A 13947-nucleotide genomic window follows, 5' to 3' on the forward strand; every position below is an offset into this window, starting at 1 on the left:
TGATGGACATCATGCCGAGATTAGACGGAACGCCGAAACCCGCAAGCCCTGAGCAGAGGGAGGTTTCAGGAGATTTTCAGACGTTTCTCAAAATGCTCACCACTCAGATCCAAAATCAGGATCCCCTCAGCCCAATGGAGGCCGAGCAGTTTGCAAGTCAGCTTGCAACATTTTCCATGGTAGAGCAGCAAACCCTCACGAACGAGAAGCTGGAGGCGCTTCTGGGCGGGACAACTGTCGCATTCTCTGAACTTGCCGCGCTCGTCGGCAGAACAGTTGCCCATACCCAAAGTTTCCAGTTCTCCGGATCGCCTGTCGATTTTGACATTTCAGAACTTGATACCAACGAAGGCGGAAAGCTATTTATTCTCAATTCCCTGGGCGAAACCATATCTAGCCATCCCGTGGAGCAGGGACAAACTCGGGTGACGTGGCAAGGAACCGATAGCGACGGCCGTTTCGCAACGCCGGGGCTCTATTCCGCGGAGATGCGGAACGCCGCGGATGATGCCAAAATCGACGCGACGGTTACGACAGCATCGGTTGTCGAAGAGATACGCGTCGGCGGAAATAGGACGACGCTTCTACTCTCGGACGGAAGCGAGATCGGCGAAACCGATATCGTTGCTCTTCGTTGAAACCTAATGTCAGCCTTGCAAGCTCTTGACGATCAAATCGCCCTCCTGCCGCGCCTGCATCGCCAAAGCGGCCGCATGGGCACCGGCAGCCGTGGTGAAATAGGGAATCTTGTCGTAAAGCGCGACAGATCGAATTTCGCGAGAATCCTCGACCGCAGCGGCGCCCTCCGTCGTATTCATCACCAGCGTAATTTCACCGTCTTTCATCAGATCAACGATATTGGGGCGCCCTTCGTAGACCTTTTTCGTCACGCCACAGGAAATTCCGTGTTGCGACAGGAAAGACGCGGTGCCCGATGTGGCGGTAATTGTGAAGCCAAGATCAATGAGGATTCGAGCTGTATCGACCAATTGATCGGTTTTATCGGAATCCTTGATCGAAAAGAAAACGGTGCCGGATTCGGGAAGATTATTCCCCGCTCCGATCTGCGCCTTAAGAAACGCGCGGGGAAAAGAGCGATCCCATCCCATGACTTCACCGGTCGACCGCATTTCCGGCCCAAGGATCGTGTCCACACCCGGGAAACGGGCGAAGGGCAAAACAGCTTCCTTGACGGAGAACCACGGCATGTTTGGGTCTGCGAGCGTCATCGGATCGGCCAGCGGCAAGGATTTGTCGTAATCGGTACCTTGCGGATAAGCGTCGCGAAGCGGGAAGTTCGTCAGACTTTCGCCCGCCATGACGCGCGCAGCGATACTGGCAATCGCCGAATCCGTCGCCTTCGCAACAAACGGAACCGTGCGCGAGGCGCGCGGGTTCACTTCGATCAGAAAAATCTGGCTATCCTTGATCGCGAATTGAACATTCATCAAACCGCGCACATCAAGCGCCAGCGCCAGCGCTTCGGTTTGCGCCTTGATCTCTGCCAGAAGTTCGTCGGAAAGCGAATAAGGCGGGAGCGAACAGGCGCTGTCGCCGGAATGAACGCCCGCCTCCTCGATATGCTGCATGATACCGGCAACGTGAACATGCTCTCCGTCGCACAAGGCGTCTACATCGAGTTCGACCGCGCCCGCGAGGTAACTGTCGAGAAGAACGGGGCTGTCCCCGGAAACGACAACGGCCTCATTGATGTATCGCTGCAGATGAGCCTCATCGCGCACGATTTCCATGGCGCGGCCGCCGAGGACATAAGAGGGACGGATCACAAGCGGGAAACCGATCCGCGCCGCGATCTCCAAGGCCTGTTCGCCGCTGGACGCGATGCCGTTGCGAGGCTGCTTGAGACCCAGTTCATTTACCAGCGATTGAAAGCGCTCGCGATCTTCCGCGAGATCGATGGCATCGGGCGAGGTTCCGAGGATCGGGATACCCTCTTCCTCAAGCGCGTTGGCAAGCTTGAGCGGGGTTTGTCCGCCGAATTGGACGATCACCCCGTGCAACGTGCCGTTTTTCTGCTCGACACGGAGGATCTCCATCACGTGTTCGAAGGTCAACGGTTCGAAATAAAGCCGGTCCGACGTGTCATAATCGGTGCTGACCGTTTCCGGGTTGCAATTGATCATGATCGTTTCGTAGCCCGCATCGGACAGCGCAAAACAAGCGTGGCAACAACAGTAATCGAATTCGATACCTTGCCCGATACGGTTTGGGCCGCCACCCAGGATCACGACCTTTTTCTGATCCGACGGTCGCGCCTCGCATTCAACATCGCCCATCATGGGCGCTTCGTAGGTGGAATACATGTAAGGGGTTTGCGCCTCGAACTCGGCGGCGCAAGTGTCGATGCGCTTGAAAGAGGCATTCACATTCAGATCGAGCCGCTTTGCGCGAACGTCCTTTTCGCTGACCCCGGTCAGGCTGGCCAAGCGTGCGTCGGTGAATCCCATCATCTTCAACGCGCGCATTCCGGATTCGTCCGTCGGCAGACCGTGCCGGCGCACCTCTTCCTCGGCCTCGACGATTTCGCGGATGCGGGCAAGGAACCACGGATCGAACATCGTGACGGCATGGATGTCATCGTTGCTCAGTCCATGGCGCATGGCCTGCGCGATGGTGCGCATGCGGTCCGGCGTTTGCTGGGAAATCGCCTTGATAACGGCGGATGTTTCAGGCGCACCCTCAATATGGATCTCGTCGAACCCGGTTAGACCGGATTCCATCGAGGCCAATGCCTTTTGCAGCGATTCGTGAATCGTTCGGCCGATCGCCATCGCTTCGCCCACAGATTTCATCGCGGTGGTCAGATGCGGTTCGGAGCCGGGAAATTTTTCGAAAGCGAATTTCGGGATCTTGGTGACGACATAATCTATGGTCGGCTCGAAGCTGGCGGGGGTGACCTTGGTGATATCGTTGTCGAGCTCGTCCAGCGTGTAGCCAACGGCAAGCTTCGCCGCGATCTTGGCGATCGGGAACCCGGTGGCTTTCGATGCAAGGGCCGAAGACCGGCTGACGCGCGGGTTCATTTCGATGACGACCATGCGCCCGTCCGCCGGATTGACAGCCCATTGCACATTGGACCCGCCGGTTTCCACGCCGATCTCGCGCAGAACGTCGATGGAGCCGTTGCGCATGATCTGATATTCCTTGTCGGTCAGGGTCAGCGCGGGCGCGACGGTGATGGAATCGCCGGTATGAACGCCCATCGGATCGACATTCTCGATCGCGCAGACGATGATCGCGTTGTCAGCACGGTCGCGAACGACCTCCATCTCGAACTCTTTCCAGCCAAGAAGGGATTCGTCGACCAGGATCTGATTCACCGGGGAGGCGTCCATCCCGGATCGGCAGTAGTAAACGAAATCCTCGCGATTGTAGGCTACGCCGCCACCTGTTCCGCCCAGAGTATAGGCCGGGCGGATGATGGCCGGCAGTCCGATCTCTTCGAGCTCGGCAAGGGCGAGCGCCACACCGGCATCGAGATCGGCTTCGCCGTTGTCGCCCTTGGGCGCGGTGATGATCGTCGCCTTTGGGTTTTCGAGGCCGATCCGCTCCATCGCCTCGCGGAAAAGTTTGCGATCCTCGGCCATTTCGATGGCCTCGCGCTTCGCACCGATCATCTCGACGCCGAATTTCTCCAGCACGCCCATTTCCTCGAGCGCGAGAGAGGTATTCAGACCTGTTTGCCCGCCCATTGTCGGAAGCAGGGCGTCGGGGCGTTCCTTCTCGATGATCTTTGCGACGATCTCGGGAGTGATCGGTTCGATATAGGTCGCGTCGGCCAGTCCCGGATCGGTCATGATGGTCGCCGGATTGGAGTTGACGAGGATGACTCGGTAGCCTTCCTCGCGCAGGGCCTTGCAAGCTTGGGCGCCGGAATAGTCGAATTCGCAGGCCTGGCCGATAACGATGGGCCCCGCTCCGATGATCATGATGGACTTGATATCGTCACGCTTTGGCATCGCTCGACCCTCATTGTGCAAACTGGCGGTGTTATAGGCATGGCGCGGGCGACTGCAAGCGCGGTGCAATCCTTTTTTGCGTCTGCAATCAGGGGCGACGTGGTGCACCGCTTGACTTCCAAGGGCCGACAGGGTGTATCGGGCCAAATTTTTCCGCCCGAGGATACCTGTCATGCACGCTTTCCGCACCCATACCTGCGCCGAATTGACGGCCGAGAATGTCGGCCAGACGGTTCGCCTTTCGGGCTGGGTTCACCGTATACGCGATCATGGCGGCGTTCTGTTCATCGATCTGCGCGATCATTTCGGCGTCACTCAGCTGCTGTGCGATCCTGACAGCCCCGTGTTTTCCGAGGTGGAGAAACTGCGCTCGGAATGGTGCATCCGCATCGATGGCGAGGTGAAGGCGCGCGATGCGAGCCTTGTGAACCCGAAATTGCCGACAGGCGAGATCGAGGTTTTCATCCGCGATATGGAGGTGTTGGGCGCGGCAGAAGAGCTTCCGCTCATCGTGTTCGGCGATCAGGAATATCCCGAGGAAACCCGGCTGAAGTATCGTTTTCTCGATCTGAGACGCGAGGCGATGCAACGCAATATGACACTCCGGTCGGATGTCGTTGCTTCGATCCGCAAGCGGATGTGGGATCAGTCGTTCCGCGAATACCAGACGCCGATCATTACGGCCTCCAGTCCGGAAGGCGCGCGCGATTTCCTTGTGCCGAGCCGTTTGCATCCGGGCAAATTCTACGCTCTGCCGCAAGCACCGCAGCAGTTCAAGCAGTTGATCATGGTGTCGGGCTTCGACAAGTATTTCCAAATCGCGCCCTGTTTCCGCGACGAGGATCCGCGCGCGGACCGGTCGCCGACGGATTTCTACCAGCTCGACATGGAGATGTCCTTCGTCACGCAACAGGACGTGTTCGACACCATTCAGCCGGTGATCCAGGGCGTGTTCGAAGAGTTCGGAGACGGGCGGAAGGTCGATGCGGTCTGGCCGCAGATTTCCTATCGCGACGCGGCGCTTTGGTATGGCACGGACAAGCCCGACCTGCGAAACCCGATCAAGATGCAGATCGTGTCGGATCATTTCCGAGGATCCGGCTTTGCCATCTTCGCCAAATTGCTCGAACACGACGGCACCGAGATCCGCGCGATACCCGCGCCGGGCGGCGGCAGCCGTAAGTTCTGCGACCGGATGAACGCTTTTGCGCAAAAGGAAGGATTGCCCGGCATGGGATATATCTTCTGGCGCGATCAGGGCGACGGAATGGAGGCGGCCGGCCCGCTTGCGAAGAATATCGGGCCCGAACGGACCGAGGCGATCCGCCTGCAACTTGGGCTTGGCGTGGGCGATGCGGCGTTCTTCCTTGGTGGGAAGCCGTCGAGCTTCGAAAGCGTCGCGGGCCGGGCGCGGGTCGTGATCGGCGAAGAATTGGGGCTGACGGAAACCGATCGGTTCGCCTTTGCCTGGATCGTGGATTTCCCGATGTACGAGGCCGATGAGGAAACCGGAGCGATCGATTTCAGCCACAATCCGTTCTCGATGCCGCAGGGAGGAATGGATGCGTTGAACGGAAATCCGCTCGATGTGCTGGGCTATCAGTATGATCTGGCCTGCAACGGCTATGAGCTTGTGTCGGGCGCGATCCGGAACCACAAGCCCGAGATCATGTTCAAGGCGTTCGAGTTGGCCGGCTATGGCGAGGAAGTAGTGCGCAAGCGGTTCGGCGGGATGGTCAATGCCTTCCGCTTCGGCGCGCCGCCGCATGGTGGTTGCGCGGCCGGCATCGACCGAATCGTGATGTTGTTGGCCGATACTGCGAATATCCGCGAAGTCATTATGTTCCCGATGAACCAGCGGGCCGAGGATTTAATGATGGACGCACCGTCGCTACCGACCAGCGACCAGCTCATGGAACTGCGCCTGCGCGTCATACCGGACGAGGATTGAAAGCGGCGGGGATGCGTCCCTAAAGCGCGACCGCATCCTGAAGCCGTGCCTCGACTAGCCCGGCGATCCGCATGACCTGACCGCGAAGCGGCACACCGCGCGAACGTGCATCGGCCAGATCGGAAGCGGCCGCTTCGAGCGCGTCGTCCTCGGCCGTGCGCGCAACGCCACGCAGGAAGAGCGCAACGTAATCGATGGTTCGGTCATCGACGGGGCCGCCCAGAACCTCTGCCATATGCGCCATGTCCTCGCGAAACGCGATGGGATCGGGTAGAATCGGCTCCTTGTGCACCTCGCGCAATCCGAAGGGTTGGCGCTCCTGCGGCAGGTGTTGAAGGATGGCGTTCTGGAACGTCGTCAGATTGGCGACCGGCTTGGCGATGAAACCATCGGCCCCGGCGGCATAGGCGATATCTTCGGCAAAGCTGTCGCCACTGGTTCCGAGAATGACCGAAATGCGGGGAAGCGCGACCGACAGTTCGGCGATCAGATCGGCGCCGCTGCCATCGGGCAGACCCATATCGACGATCATGACCGACGGGCGATATACCTGCAGATGCCGGCGAGCCGAAGCGAGACAATCGGCCCGCCGCAAGCGCGCCCCGCTGTGTAGACACATCAGCCTGAGTGCGTCGCACGAATAAAGACTATCCTCCACCGCGAGAATCGTCAGCCCGAGCAATGGCCGGGATACGGTCGGTCTGCGAATGTGGTCCAAAGCCTGATCGTCAGTCATATTGCCCTCCATGAGTCGCCTTATCTTGCGCATGGTTGGCTAACAGACGGTTAATGGGCCTTGCCGCTTGTGCGCCCGGCGCGCGCGGGGGATAAGAGCGCTGATACCACCGGGAGACAAAGCATGATCGGACGATTGAACCACGTTGCCATCGCGGTGCCGGATCTCGATGCCGCGGCCGAGCAATACCGCAGCGCCCTCGGCGCGAAGGTCGGTGAGCCGCAGGACGAGCCGGATCATGGCGTGACGGTCGTGTTTATCGAACTGCCCAACACGAAGATCGAACTTCTCTACCCGCTTGGCGATTCGAGCCCCATTTCGGGGTTTCTGGAAAAAAACCCAGCCGGCGGAATCCATCACATTTGCTATGAAGTGGATGACATTATCGCTGCGCGGGACCGTCTTCTGGAAAGCGGCGCCCGTGTTCTGGGTGACGGAGAGCCCAAGATCGGCGCGCATGGCAAACCAGTGCTGTTCCTGCATCCCAAGGATTTCAACGGATGCCTGACCGAGCTGGAAGAGGTTTGATCCTCGAAACGGACTAAAGGAGCGTCATATGTCCATCACCTCTGCCATCGTGTTGTACGCGGTGATCTGGTTCATGGTGTTCCTCGTCGCCATTCCGATCCGGCTTCAGACGCAAGGCGACGTGGGCAAGGTCGTGCCCGGCACCCATTCCGGCTCTCCGGAGGTGCATAACCTCAAGAAAAAGGCGCTAATCACGACCGGGGTGAGTTGCGCGCTCTGGCTGATTATCGCGGGGATCATCCTGTCCGGCTGGATCTCGATCAGGGATATCGACTTCTTCGATCGGATGGGGCCCGCCCCTGAATTCGGTGATACAGATGGGTAAAGGTTGCAGCACCGATGATCGGGACAGCGAGGTTCAGGACCGGAACCGATAGCGGCAGCGCCATCAGGAAACCCGCCCCCCAGATCTTTGCCAAATGCCGCTTGCGAAGCGCTTTCGCGCCTCGGCGCCCTTCACGCCGAATGGCGGCGAGCGTGAAATACTCGCTACCCAGAAGAAAGCCGTTGAGCGCCCAGAAGATGAGCGGTGCAAGAGGCGGTGCAAGAAGGTAGAAGATCAGAGCGACGATATTCGCGCCGATCAGAACGCCAAGGAACCCGATCGTGTCGCGCAGCGCTTCGGCGATAGGCACGTGGTTCGGCGCTGGCAGTTCGGGGTAGTTCCGTTCCTCCACGGCATCCGCCACGGTGTCCAGGAACAGGGACGACATGGCAGAGGCCACCGGAACCATCAGAAAAACCGACAGCACGATCATCAGCAGCAGCACCGCCCACCCGGCAACATCATCGATCCACGTGACGGGGCCGATGAATGGCAGCGTCATTTCCGGGCCAAGAAGGGCGTTCACGAGCCAAACGAAACCGGCGGAAAACCCAGCCAATAGCAAAACGCTTAGCGCGATGCCCAAGAAAAGGACTTTCCTGAAACGAGGATCGCCGATCTGGTTGAGTGCGAGGAACAGGCTTTGGAAGATCACTCCGAGACCCATTCAGTGATTGCATCGAGGTCCGGTCGCGGGCGTTCCGGCGGTTCGGAGGCGGCGGTACCGATATGGATAAAGCCGGCGACACGTTCGTTTTCGTTCAACCGAAGCTGATCCTGGCAGAACGATCGGTCATGCGCCGGCCAACCGGTGAGCCAATTCGCGCCCCAACCGGAGGCGAGGGCGGCGTTGAGAAGCCCAAGGCAAACCGCACCGGTCGAATATGTCTGCTCGATGGCCGGGATTTTCTCGGAAGGTTTTTGCACTTCGATCACTGCCACGCAAAGTGGACTGTCGTCGAACTGACTGCGCGCCTTCGCAATCTCCTCATCGGTGCGGCCGGACGCATCGCCCCGTTCCTGAACGGCTTTGCTCAATCTTTTAAGCGCTGGTCCCTGCAGCACGATGAACCGCCACGGCTCCAGCTTGCCGTGATCCGGGCTGCGCGCCGCGGCGGTCAGGATCGGTCGCAACGCCTCGGGCGATGGTGCGGGCGCGCGTAGCAGCTTGGCCGGGCGCGAGCGCCGGCAGAGAAGGAATTGCAGAACCGCGTCATTGGCCTCGGGCATATGTCCTCCGCGATGGATAAAGGCGTTGTCCGCGTGATAGGCGGAAAGCATGATAAAGAACAGCCTTGCCGAACTTGCGGTTTCCGGCAGCTCCTACAGCGTCCGCGTCACGCCAAGGGCCCGGCAAAACAGTATCGAGCAGGACGCGGAGTTGATACGAGTTTCCGTCACTGCGCCGGCGTCGGATGGTGCAGCCAACAAGGCGGTGCGGGACATGCTCGCCAAAGCGCTGGGCGTAGCCAAATCCCGGCTCGTGCTGGTGCGTGGACCAAAAAGCCGGGACAAGGTTTTTCGGCTGGATTAGTCTTTCGGGTCGGTGCGGGCATAGACACCTTCCGGCAAGGACACCGCCGCCACCAGATCGCGCATCTGCGACATCGACAGGGTGATCCGGTTCACTTTGTCGGTGCGCGGGTCGTATTGTTCGACGGTGATACATTCCTCGAAACCATTGACGATCACATCCTCCTGCAAAGGAGCCTGACCCTCATCGACCAGGGTCACGACGGTCGAGTCGAATTCGTGTTCGATGCTAAACATGCCGCCAGCCTAGCGCAGCGGATTTTCAATGACCACGGGCCATGTGCGGAATAACACTCACGGTAATTGAGGACTGGCCGATCATCGAAAATCGCCTTATTTCTTGAGGCAAAGACGAAAAAGGACATTCCGATGCGTTGGCTTCTCGTTCTGGCTTTCACCTTGGTCGCGGCCTGCGACGTGACCACCGTGCCCGCACCGTCGCCCAGCCAGCGCCCCCAAGTCGAAACACGCCCGGCGATGTCAGAGCGTGAGGCGCGAGATCGCGCCGGGATCGCGGCGCGGCAGTTCGTTTCCGTGGTCAAGACGGTCGAGCCGGTGGCCGAGCGGGAATGCAGACGCCTGGCGCCGCGGGCGAATTGCGATTTCCAGATCGTCGTCGATGACCGGATGGGCCAGGCTCCCAACGCGTTCCAGACGATCGACCGCCGGGGCCGTCCGATCCTCGCGTTCAATCTCGCGCTGATCGCTTCGGTCGATAATGCCGACGAACTGGCCTTCGTCATGGGGCACGAGGCGGCTCATCATGTTCTCGGCCACCTGCGCAGAACACAGCAGAATGCGGCCGTCGGCGCGGTGATCCTGTCCGGTCTGGCCGCTCTTGGTGGCGGCGACGCCGGAACCGTACAATCGGCCGAGCAGATTGGCGCGACGCTTGGCGCCCGGACCTATTCGAAGGGTTTCGAACTCGATGCAGACCGTCTGGGCACCATCATCACCGAACGCGCTGGATACAACGCCGTGCGCGGAGCGCAGTTCTTCAACCGCATCCCCGATCCGGGAAACCGCTTCCTTGGCACCCATCCGCCCAATTCGGCGCGCATGGACATCGTACGGCGCACCGCTGCGCAGCTTTGATGCCCCGGGTTGACTTGCATCAAGGATGCGCAGGCCCTCTGTCCCTACGCTTGGACCATCAAGAAAGGGAGAGAGGGTATGTTCAACGCAACAAGACGCGCAACGCATACGGCGTTGGTGCTAGGCATGGCGGATCGGCAGGGCATTGATCTTGAGGAGAAGATCCTGCGCGCCGAGATGTCCGAAAACGAGCTTGAACGCGCGGTGGCGCGATGCGTCGGCTGTACGCGCCCGGACGACTGCAAGGCGAGTCTCGCACAGGAAAGCACGGGCTTGCCGCCCTACTGCAGAAACTCGATGCTTTTCGATGCGCTGTCGGCCGAATGAAAGCTTGAGAGGAAGAAAAACGATGCTGGACAGACCGATGGGCGATCCCGAATTACATTTCTGGCTGACCCGCAGCGTCGCCAGAACGATGGGGATCAGCCTGTCCGAGGCGATGGCCGCCGGTCAGTTGACGGCGCAGGATTACGCGCAGATGGTCACGTCATGTCGCGGATGTCCGCTCGTTGCGACGTGCCAACATTGGCTCGGCGCGCAGACCGGAGGCGCAAGAAGCGCACCGGAAGGATGTCGCAACGCATCGACTCTGGAAAAACTGGCGCGCCGCCACTGACCGCGCGCCCGGATATCAGGCGCGAAGGTTCTTGGCGCTTTTCTTGATATCGGAATACTGCCCGGAAGGGCGGAAGCGCCAAAGATATTCCGGCAGAACCGTTTCAAGCGCTGTCGGCGTGATGCCGAGATCGGCGAGTGTCTTGCAGCGTCCGCTCACCACGTTGTCGTTCCGCAGGTTCTTCACCTGATCACGAGTGATCGCACCGGGAATCAGTCCGAAACTGATCTTGTTCAGAAGATCGAATCCGGCTCCCATGACCGACGCGATGGGAAACGGGATGTTCATGACAAGCCGCCGCCGCCGGATCACATCCAGCATCTCATGCATCAACTCGCGGAATGTCTGGATCTCCGGGCCGCCCAGTTCATAGATGCCCGGGGCCGCTTTGCCATTGACTGCCATCTGCGCGGCCTTGGCCACATCATCGACGTAAACCGGCTGAAACTTCGTGTTCGCGCCGACGACAGGCAATACGGGGCCGAACCGCGTCATACCGGCGAAGCGGTTGAAGAACTCGTCCTCAGGGCCGAACACGATAGAGGGGCGAAGGATCACCGCATCCGGCATGTGATCGCGCACCGCCTGCTCGCCAAGCGACTTGGTGCGTTGATAATCGCTTTTCCCATCGGCATCCGCACCAATGGCCGAAACATGCACCATCCGTTCGATGCCAAGCTCCGATGCGATCCGCGCGACACGCTCGGCTCCATCGACCTGAATTGAATCGAACGTGTTTTTCCCGGATTCCGCCAATAGCCCGACGCAATTCACGACGGCATCCGCGCCGAGCATCGCGGCCCGGACGCTGTCATCGTCGCGGATGTTGCTGAAGATCGGCTCGACCTGCCCGACTACGCCGTAGGGCCGTACGAACAATGCCTCGTTCGGACGCCTGACAGCCACCCGCACCCGCCAACCGTCCTTGGCCATACGCCTTGCGATATAGCGCCCCACAAACCCCGAGCCGCCGAAAATTGTGACGAGTTTGGACATGCTGTGCTCCTGGTCAGACCTTGTGCGACCTCTATCCGGCGCGTTCGACAGGGGCAAGATGCCCGATTGCCGCAAAGGCGGCTTCGGCGCTGCGAAAAAGCCCGTTGACACCTCCAAGCCCCCGGATTAAACGCCAGCCCACGACACCTGCCCAGGTGGCGGAATTGGTAGACGCGCTGGCTTCAGGTGCCAGTGGCCGCAAGGCCGTGGAGGTTCGAGTCCTCTCCTGGGCACCATTTTCTTCGCACCGAATACGCTCTGCATTTCGCTTCAGGTATGACCGTAAAGCACGGGCTCGCGAAGTCCGATGCACTTGCCGGCCGCGCCCAAATGCAATGCGCCTCGGATAAGCCACAGGTTTCTTTGTGATCGATCGAAGGCGTGGAGCGCGGACATTCCTCCGCAATAGATTGCCTTCGCACTGGCTCCCGCCAGAAGTGCAATACGCGTGCGCATGGGTTTCGAAGAGGTAAGCACCTCGGCGCGTGCATGGCTTTGACCGGCCCGCAGCTTTCGTCTGAGCAACCAGCGCAGCGAAAGTCGGTCGAACTCGACCCTTTCGAAAACCAGGGCGTCCTCCGCGAAACGCAGAACGCCGCCGCGGCTGTGGACCTGGCGGAAAAGAACGGTGTCCTCACCGCCTGACCGTCCCAGAGCCGTGTCGAAGCGAAGCCCCCGAACCGCGGGCGAGGCCAAGCGGATCAGCACATTCGCCGAACACCCGGTTTTGAGCGCGGCGCGCATGGCGGGTGCCTTTGTCGAATGATAATCCCCGTCAACGAGCCAATGATCGGCCTGATCCGGGTAGATCGCACGCGCCGGGCCGAACACGACATCTGCGCCGGTTGAATATGCGGCGGAATAGAGGCGCGCCAGCCATTGCCGCGATACCGTCTCGTCATCGTCCAGAAACGCGAGGAAATCACCTTGCGCCGCATCGAGACCGGCATTTCGAGCGATCGAGATGTTGCGCGCCGGTGCGTGAATGTAGGTGACGGGAAACGGCAGAGCAAAGCCTTTCGCCAGCGATTTGGCCGATGGCGTATCGTCATTGTCGACGATCAAGAGGCGAACGGCGGTACCTCCGGGGATGTCGATCTCGCGAAGCGATGCAAGCGTGTCTGCCAATCCAGGCCGGCGGAAGGTGCAAATGCAGATGTCGATCGCGGCGCTCATCTGGCATATTCCCGCCTCTGGCCTCCGAAAAGACCGGAAATGACACCCGCCCCCCGCGCGATGAGAGCGATACCGTCACCAAGACCCGCGCGCCCGCGAACAAGCGCGCGAGGAAGTTGAACGACCCCAAGGCCAATCATGACCATGCCGCGCATCGTGCAATACAGCCCCGCGAAACCTGTGGATTTGCGCAGCAGCACAACATTCGCGCGGGTGATTCCGTAGCGGTATTGCCGCAGGGTCGCCCATTTCCACGTCAGCCGGTTTTTCTTCTGTATCTCGTAAACGATGGCTTTCGATGCGAAACGTCCCGTTCCGCCAGCGGCAACCAGATCGGCGAAGAACAGCGTGTCGGATCCGCCGTCGAAGCGGAGTTGCGGATCAAAACGGCAACCGGCACGAGCGACAAAAGCCAGATCGATCAGGACATTGTTTGTCCAGCTTTCAGAACGGTGGCTGAAGTTGGAAAACTCCTTTTGGCGAAAGAACCCGCTACGTAGCCACCAGCCATCGCGCGTATCCTCGACCGTCATCAATAGCGGACCTTGCACGAAGGCGGCCCTTGTTTGCAAAGCGACATTCACCAGTTCGTTGAGCCATTGCGGATCGACCGTCTCGTCGTCGTCCACGAAGGCAAGATAGCCTCCATCGCCCGCTTCGGCGAGCGCGCGGTTTCGTGCGAAGGGGATACCGGGCTGCGTTTCATGCACATAATGCACGGGGCAAGGCGCGCTATTTCGAAACCTGTCGACCACAGGCTGGGCGGATTTGCGAATGTCGTTATCCACGACGATCACGCGGGGTGCGATCCGGTCGTCGATCTCCAGCCCGCGAATCGATGACAGAAGGAGTTCGAGGTCCGTCTGTCTCGCGTAGGTGCAGATCGCGATGGCAACATCAATTTGGGGAAGCTGCGAATTTCGCATCGTAGGAAAGCCCGGAGTAATTGCCGAAAACAAACAGCGAAAATGCAGAAAGCCTTTAGAAAACAACAACCGAACCGACGCTGGA

16 protein-coding genes and 1 tRNA gene are annotated in these 13947 nt (G+C 59.8%); 9 read left to right on the forward strand and 8 right to left on the reverse strand.

The window, feature by feature from the left end; genetic code table 11:
* Positions 1 to 2: 2 nt before the first annotated feature.
* Complete coding sequence (locus M3465_RS05310; RefSeq protein WP_249500660.1) at positions 3 to 638, forward strand: flagellar hook capping FlgD N-terminal domain-containing protein; 636 nt, start codon at positions 3 to 5, stop codon at positions 636 to 638.
* Between the two features lie 9 nt (positions 639 to 647).
* Here the strand turns inward: M3465_RS05310 and carB are convergent, their stop codons facing one another.
* Positions 648 to 3980 carry a carbamoyl-phosphate synthase large subunit gene (carB, locus tag M3465_RS05315; RefSeq protein WP_249500661.1) on the reverse strand — a complete coding sequence of 1111 codons (3333 nt, stop codon included), beginning with the start codon at positions 3978 to 3980 and terminating at the stop codon, positions 648 to 650.
* A 172-nt stretch (positions 3981 to 4152) separates the two neighbouring features.
* Here carB and aspS point away from each other — a divergent pair, with 172 nt between their 5' ends.
* Positions 4153 to 5931: an aspartate--tRNA ligase gene (gene aspS / locus M3465_RS05320; RefSeq protein ID WP_249500662.1), complete on the forward strand. Its 1779-nt coding sequence runs from the start codon at positions 4153 to 4155 to the stop codon at positions 5929 to 5931.
* A 19-nt stretch (positions 5932 to 5950) separates the two neighbouring features.
* On the opposite strand, the gene M3465_RS05325 is transcribed toward aspS, so the two are convergent.
* The gene (locus M3465_RS05325; RefSeq protein ID WP_249500663.1) at positions 5951 to 6667 is read right to left on the reverse strand and encodes a response regulator; all 717 of its coding nucleotides are present in this window, start codon (positions 6665 to 6667) and stop codon (positions 5951 to 5953) included.
* 123 nt (positions 6668 to 6790) lie between these two features.
* Between M3465_RS05325 and mce the strand changes: the two genes are divergently transcribed.
* Together mce and M3465_RS05335 are read left to right on the forward strand one after the other, a co-directional pair.
* Positions 6791 to 7195, forward strand: a complete 405-nt coding sequence (mce, locus tag M3465_RS05330; RefSeq protein WP_249500664.1) for a methylmalonyl-CoA epimerase — start codon at positions 6791 to 6793, stop codon at positions 7193 to 7195.
* Between the two features lie 28 nt (positions 7196 to 7223).
* Complete coding sequence (locus M3465_RS05335) at positions 7224 to 7520, forward strand: DUF1467 family protein (protein ID WP_249500665.1); 297 nt, start codon at positions 7224 to 7226, stop codon at positions 7518 to 7520.
* Here the strand turns inward: M3465_RS05335 and M3465_RS05340 are convergent.
* Together M3465_RS05340 and M3465_RS05345 are read right to left on the reverse strand one after the other, a co-directional pair.
* Positions 7456 to 8187: an EI24 domain-containing protein gene (locus tag M3465_RS05340; RefSeq protein ID WP_249500666.1), complete on the reverse strand. Its 732-nt coding sequence runs from the start codon at positions 8185 to 8187 to the stop codon at positions 7456 to 7458. The genes M3465_RS05335 and M3465_RS05340 overlap by 65 nt on opposite strands.
* Entirely contained in the window at positions 8172 to 8750 is a 579-nt protein-coding gene (locus M3465_RS05345; protein WP_249500667.1) for a nitroreductase family protein, read from the reverse strand. Before M3465_RS05345 ends, M3465_RS05340 begins: the two co-directional genes overlap by 16 nt.
* A gap of 49 nt (positions 8751 to 8799) precedes the next feature.
* Here M3465_RS05345 and M3465_RS05350 point away from each other — a divergent pair, with 49 nt between their 5' ends.
* Positions 8800 to 9054 carry a DUF167 domain-containing protein gene (locus M3465_RS05350; protein WP_249500668.1) on the forward strand — a complete coding sequence of 85 codons (255 nt, stop codon included), beginning with the start codon at positions 8800 to 8802 and terminating at the stop codon, positions 9052 to 9054.
* Here M3465_RS05350 and M3465_RS05355 read toward each other — a convergent pair.
* Positions 9051 to 9290, reverse strand: coding sequence for a DUF8831 family protein (locus M3465_RS05355; RefSeq protein ID WP_249500669.1), 240 nt, complete (start codon positions 9288 to 9290; stop codon positions 9051 to 9053). The two genes, M3465_RS05350 and M3465_RS05355, sit on opposite strands and share 4 nt — an antisense overlap.
* A 132-nt stretch (positions 9291 to 9422) precedes the next feature.
* Here M3465_RS05355 and M3465_RS05360 point away from each other — a divergent pair, with 132 nt between their 5' ends.
* The 3 genes from M3465_RS05360 (at position 9423) to M3465_RS05370 (ending at position 10764) form a co-directional block, all read left to right on the forward strand.
* Positions 9423 to 10148 carry a M48 family metallopeptidase gene (locus tag M3465_RS05360; RefSeq protein WP_249500670.1) on the forward strand — a complete coding sequence of 242 codons (726 nt, stop codon included), beginning with the start codon at positions 9423 to 9425 and terminating at the stop codon, positions 10146 to 10148.
* Between the two features lie 78 nt (positions 10149 to 10226).
* Positions 10227 to 10475 (forward strand): DUF6455 family protein, encoded by a 249-nt coding sequence (locus M3465_RS05365; protein WP_249500671.1) that lies wholly within the window; start codon positions 10227 to 10229, stop codon positions 10473 to 10475.
* A 22-nt stretch (positions 10476 to 10497) separates the two neighbouring features.
* The gene (locus M3465_RS05370) at positions 10498 to 10764 is read left to right on the forward strand and encodes a DUF6455 family protein (RefSeq protein WP_249500672.1); all 267 of its coding nucleotides are present in this window, start codon (positions 10498 to 10500) and stop codon (positions 10762 to 10764) included.
* Positions 10765 to 10779: 15 nt separating this feature from the next.
* On the opposite strand, the gene M3465_RS05375 is transcribed toward M3465_RS05370, so the two are convergent.
* Entirely contained in the window at positions 10780 to 11760 is a 981-nt protein-coding gene (locus M3465_RS05375; protein ID WP_249500673.1) for a complex I NDUFA9 subunit family protein, read from the reverse strand.
* Between the two features lie 149 nt (positions 11761 to 11909).
* Between M3465_RS05375 and M3465_RS05380 the strand changes: the two genes are divergently transcribed.
* Positions 11910 to 11996: transfer RNA gene (locus tag M3465_RS05380), tRNA-Leu, on the forward strand.
* 34 nt (positions 11997 to 12030) lie between these two features.
* Here M3465_RS05380 and M3465_RS05385 read toward each other — a convergent pair.
* Together M3465_RS05385 and M3465_RS05390 are read right to left on the reverse strand one after the other, a co-directional pair.
* Positions 12031 to 12936 (reverse strand): glycosyltransferase family 2 protein, encoded by a 906-nt coding sequence (locus M3465_RS05385; protein WP_249500674.1) that lies wholly within the window; start codon positions 12934 to 12936, stop codon positions 12031 to 12033.
* Positions 12933 to 13862 carry a glycosyltransferase family 2 protein gene (locus M3465_RS05390; protein WP_249500675.1) on the reverse strand — a complete coding sequence of 310 codons (930 nt, stop codon included), beginning with the start codon at positions 13860 to 13862 and terminating at the stop codon, positions 12933 to 12935. Before M3465_RS05390 ends, M3465_RS05385 begins: the two co-directional genes overlap by 4 nt.
* Between the last annotated feature and the right edge of the window lie 85 nt (positions 13863 to 13947).

This window comes from Marivita sp. GX14005, from assembly GCF_023370775.1.
In the GTDB taxonomy this organism is placed as follows: domain Bacteria; phylum Pseudomonadota; class Alphaproteobacteria; order Rhodobacterales; family Rhodobacteraceae; genus Marivita.

Bases quoted from the DNA above. Each gene is read 5' to 3' on its own strand.
- M3465_RS05385 (WP_249500674.1), bottom strand. From the start codon at position 12,936: ATGAGCGCCGCGATCGACATCTGCATTTGCACCTTCCGCCGGCCTGGA.
- M3465_RS05390 (WP_249500675.1), bottom strand. From the start codon at position 13,862: ATGCGAAATTCGCAGCTTCCCCAAATTGATGTTGCCATCGCGATCTGC.
- M3465_RS05375 (WP_249500673.1), bottom strand. From the start codon at position 11,760: ATGTCCAAACTCGTCACAATTTTCGGCGGCTCGGGGTTTGTGGGGCGC.
- M3465_RS05345 (WP_249500667.1), bottom strand. From the start codon at position 8,750: ATGCCCGAGGCCAATGACGCGGTTCTGCAATTCCTTCTCTGCCGGCGC.
- M3465_RS05350 (WP_249500668.1), top strand. From the start codon at position 8,800: ATGATAAAGAACAGCCTTGCCGAACTTGCGGTTTCCGGCAGCTCCTAC.
- M3465_RS05310 (WP_249500660.1), top strand. From the start codon at position 3: ATGGACATCATGCCGAGATTAGACGGAACGCCGAAACCCGCAAGCCCT.
- M3465_RS05340 (WP_249500666.1), bottom strand. From the start codon at position 8,187: ATGGGTCTCGGAGTGATCTTCCAAAGCCTGTTCCTCGCACTCAACCAG.
- M3465_RS05370 (WP_249500672.1), top strand. From the start codon at position 10,498: ATGCTGGACAGACCGATGGGCGATCCCGAATTACATTTCTGGCTGACC.
- carB (WP_249500661.1), bottom strand. From the start codon at position 3,980: ATGCCAAAGCGTGACGATATCAAGTCCATCATGATCATCGGAGCGGGG.
- M3465_RS05335 (WP_249500665.1), top strand. From the start codon at position 7,224: ATGTCCATCACCTCTGCCATCGTGTTGTACGCGGTGATCTGGTTCATG.
- M3465_RS05365 (WP_249500671.1), top strand. From the start codon at position 10,227: ATGTTCAACGCAACAAGACGCGCAACGCATACGGCGTTGGTGCTAGGC.
- M3465_RS05325 (WP_249500663.1), bottom strand. From the start codon at position 6,667: ATGACTGACGATCAGGCTTTGGACCACATTCGCAGACCGACCGTATCC.
- M3465_RS05355 (WP_249500669.1), bottom strand. From the start codon at position 9,290: ATGTTTAGCATCGAACACGAATTCGACTCGACCGTCGTGACCCTGGTC.
- mce (WP_249500664.1), top strand. From the start codon at position 6,791: ATGATCGGACGATTGAACCACGTTGCCATCGCGGTGCCGGATCTCGAT.
- aspS (WP_249500662.1), top strand. From the start codon at position 4,153: ATGCACGCTTTCCGCACCCATACCTGCGCCGAATTGACGGCCGAGAAT.
- M3465_RS05360 (WP_249500670.1), top strand. From the start codon at position 9,423: ATGCGTTGGCTTCTCGTTCTGGCTTTCACCTTGGTCGCGGCCTGCGAC.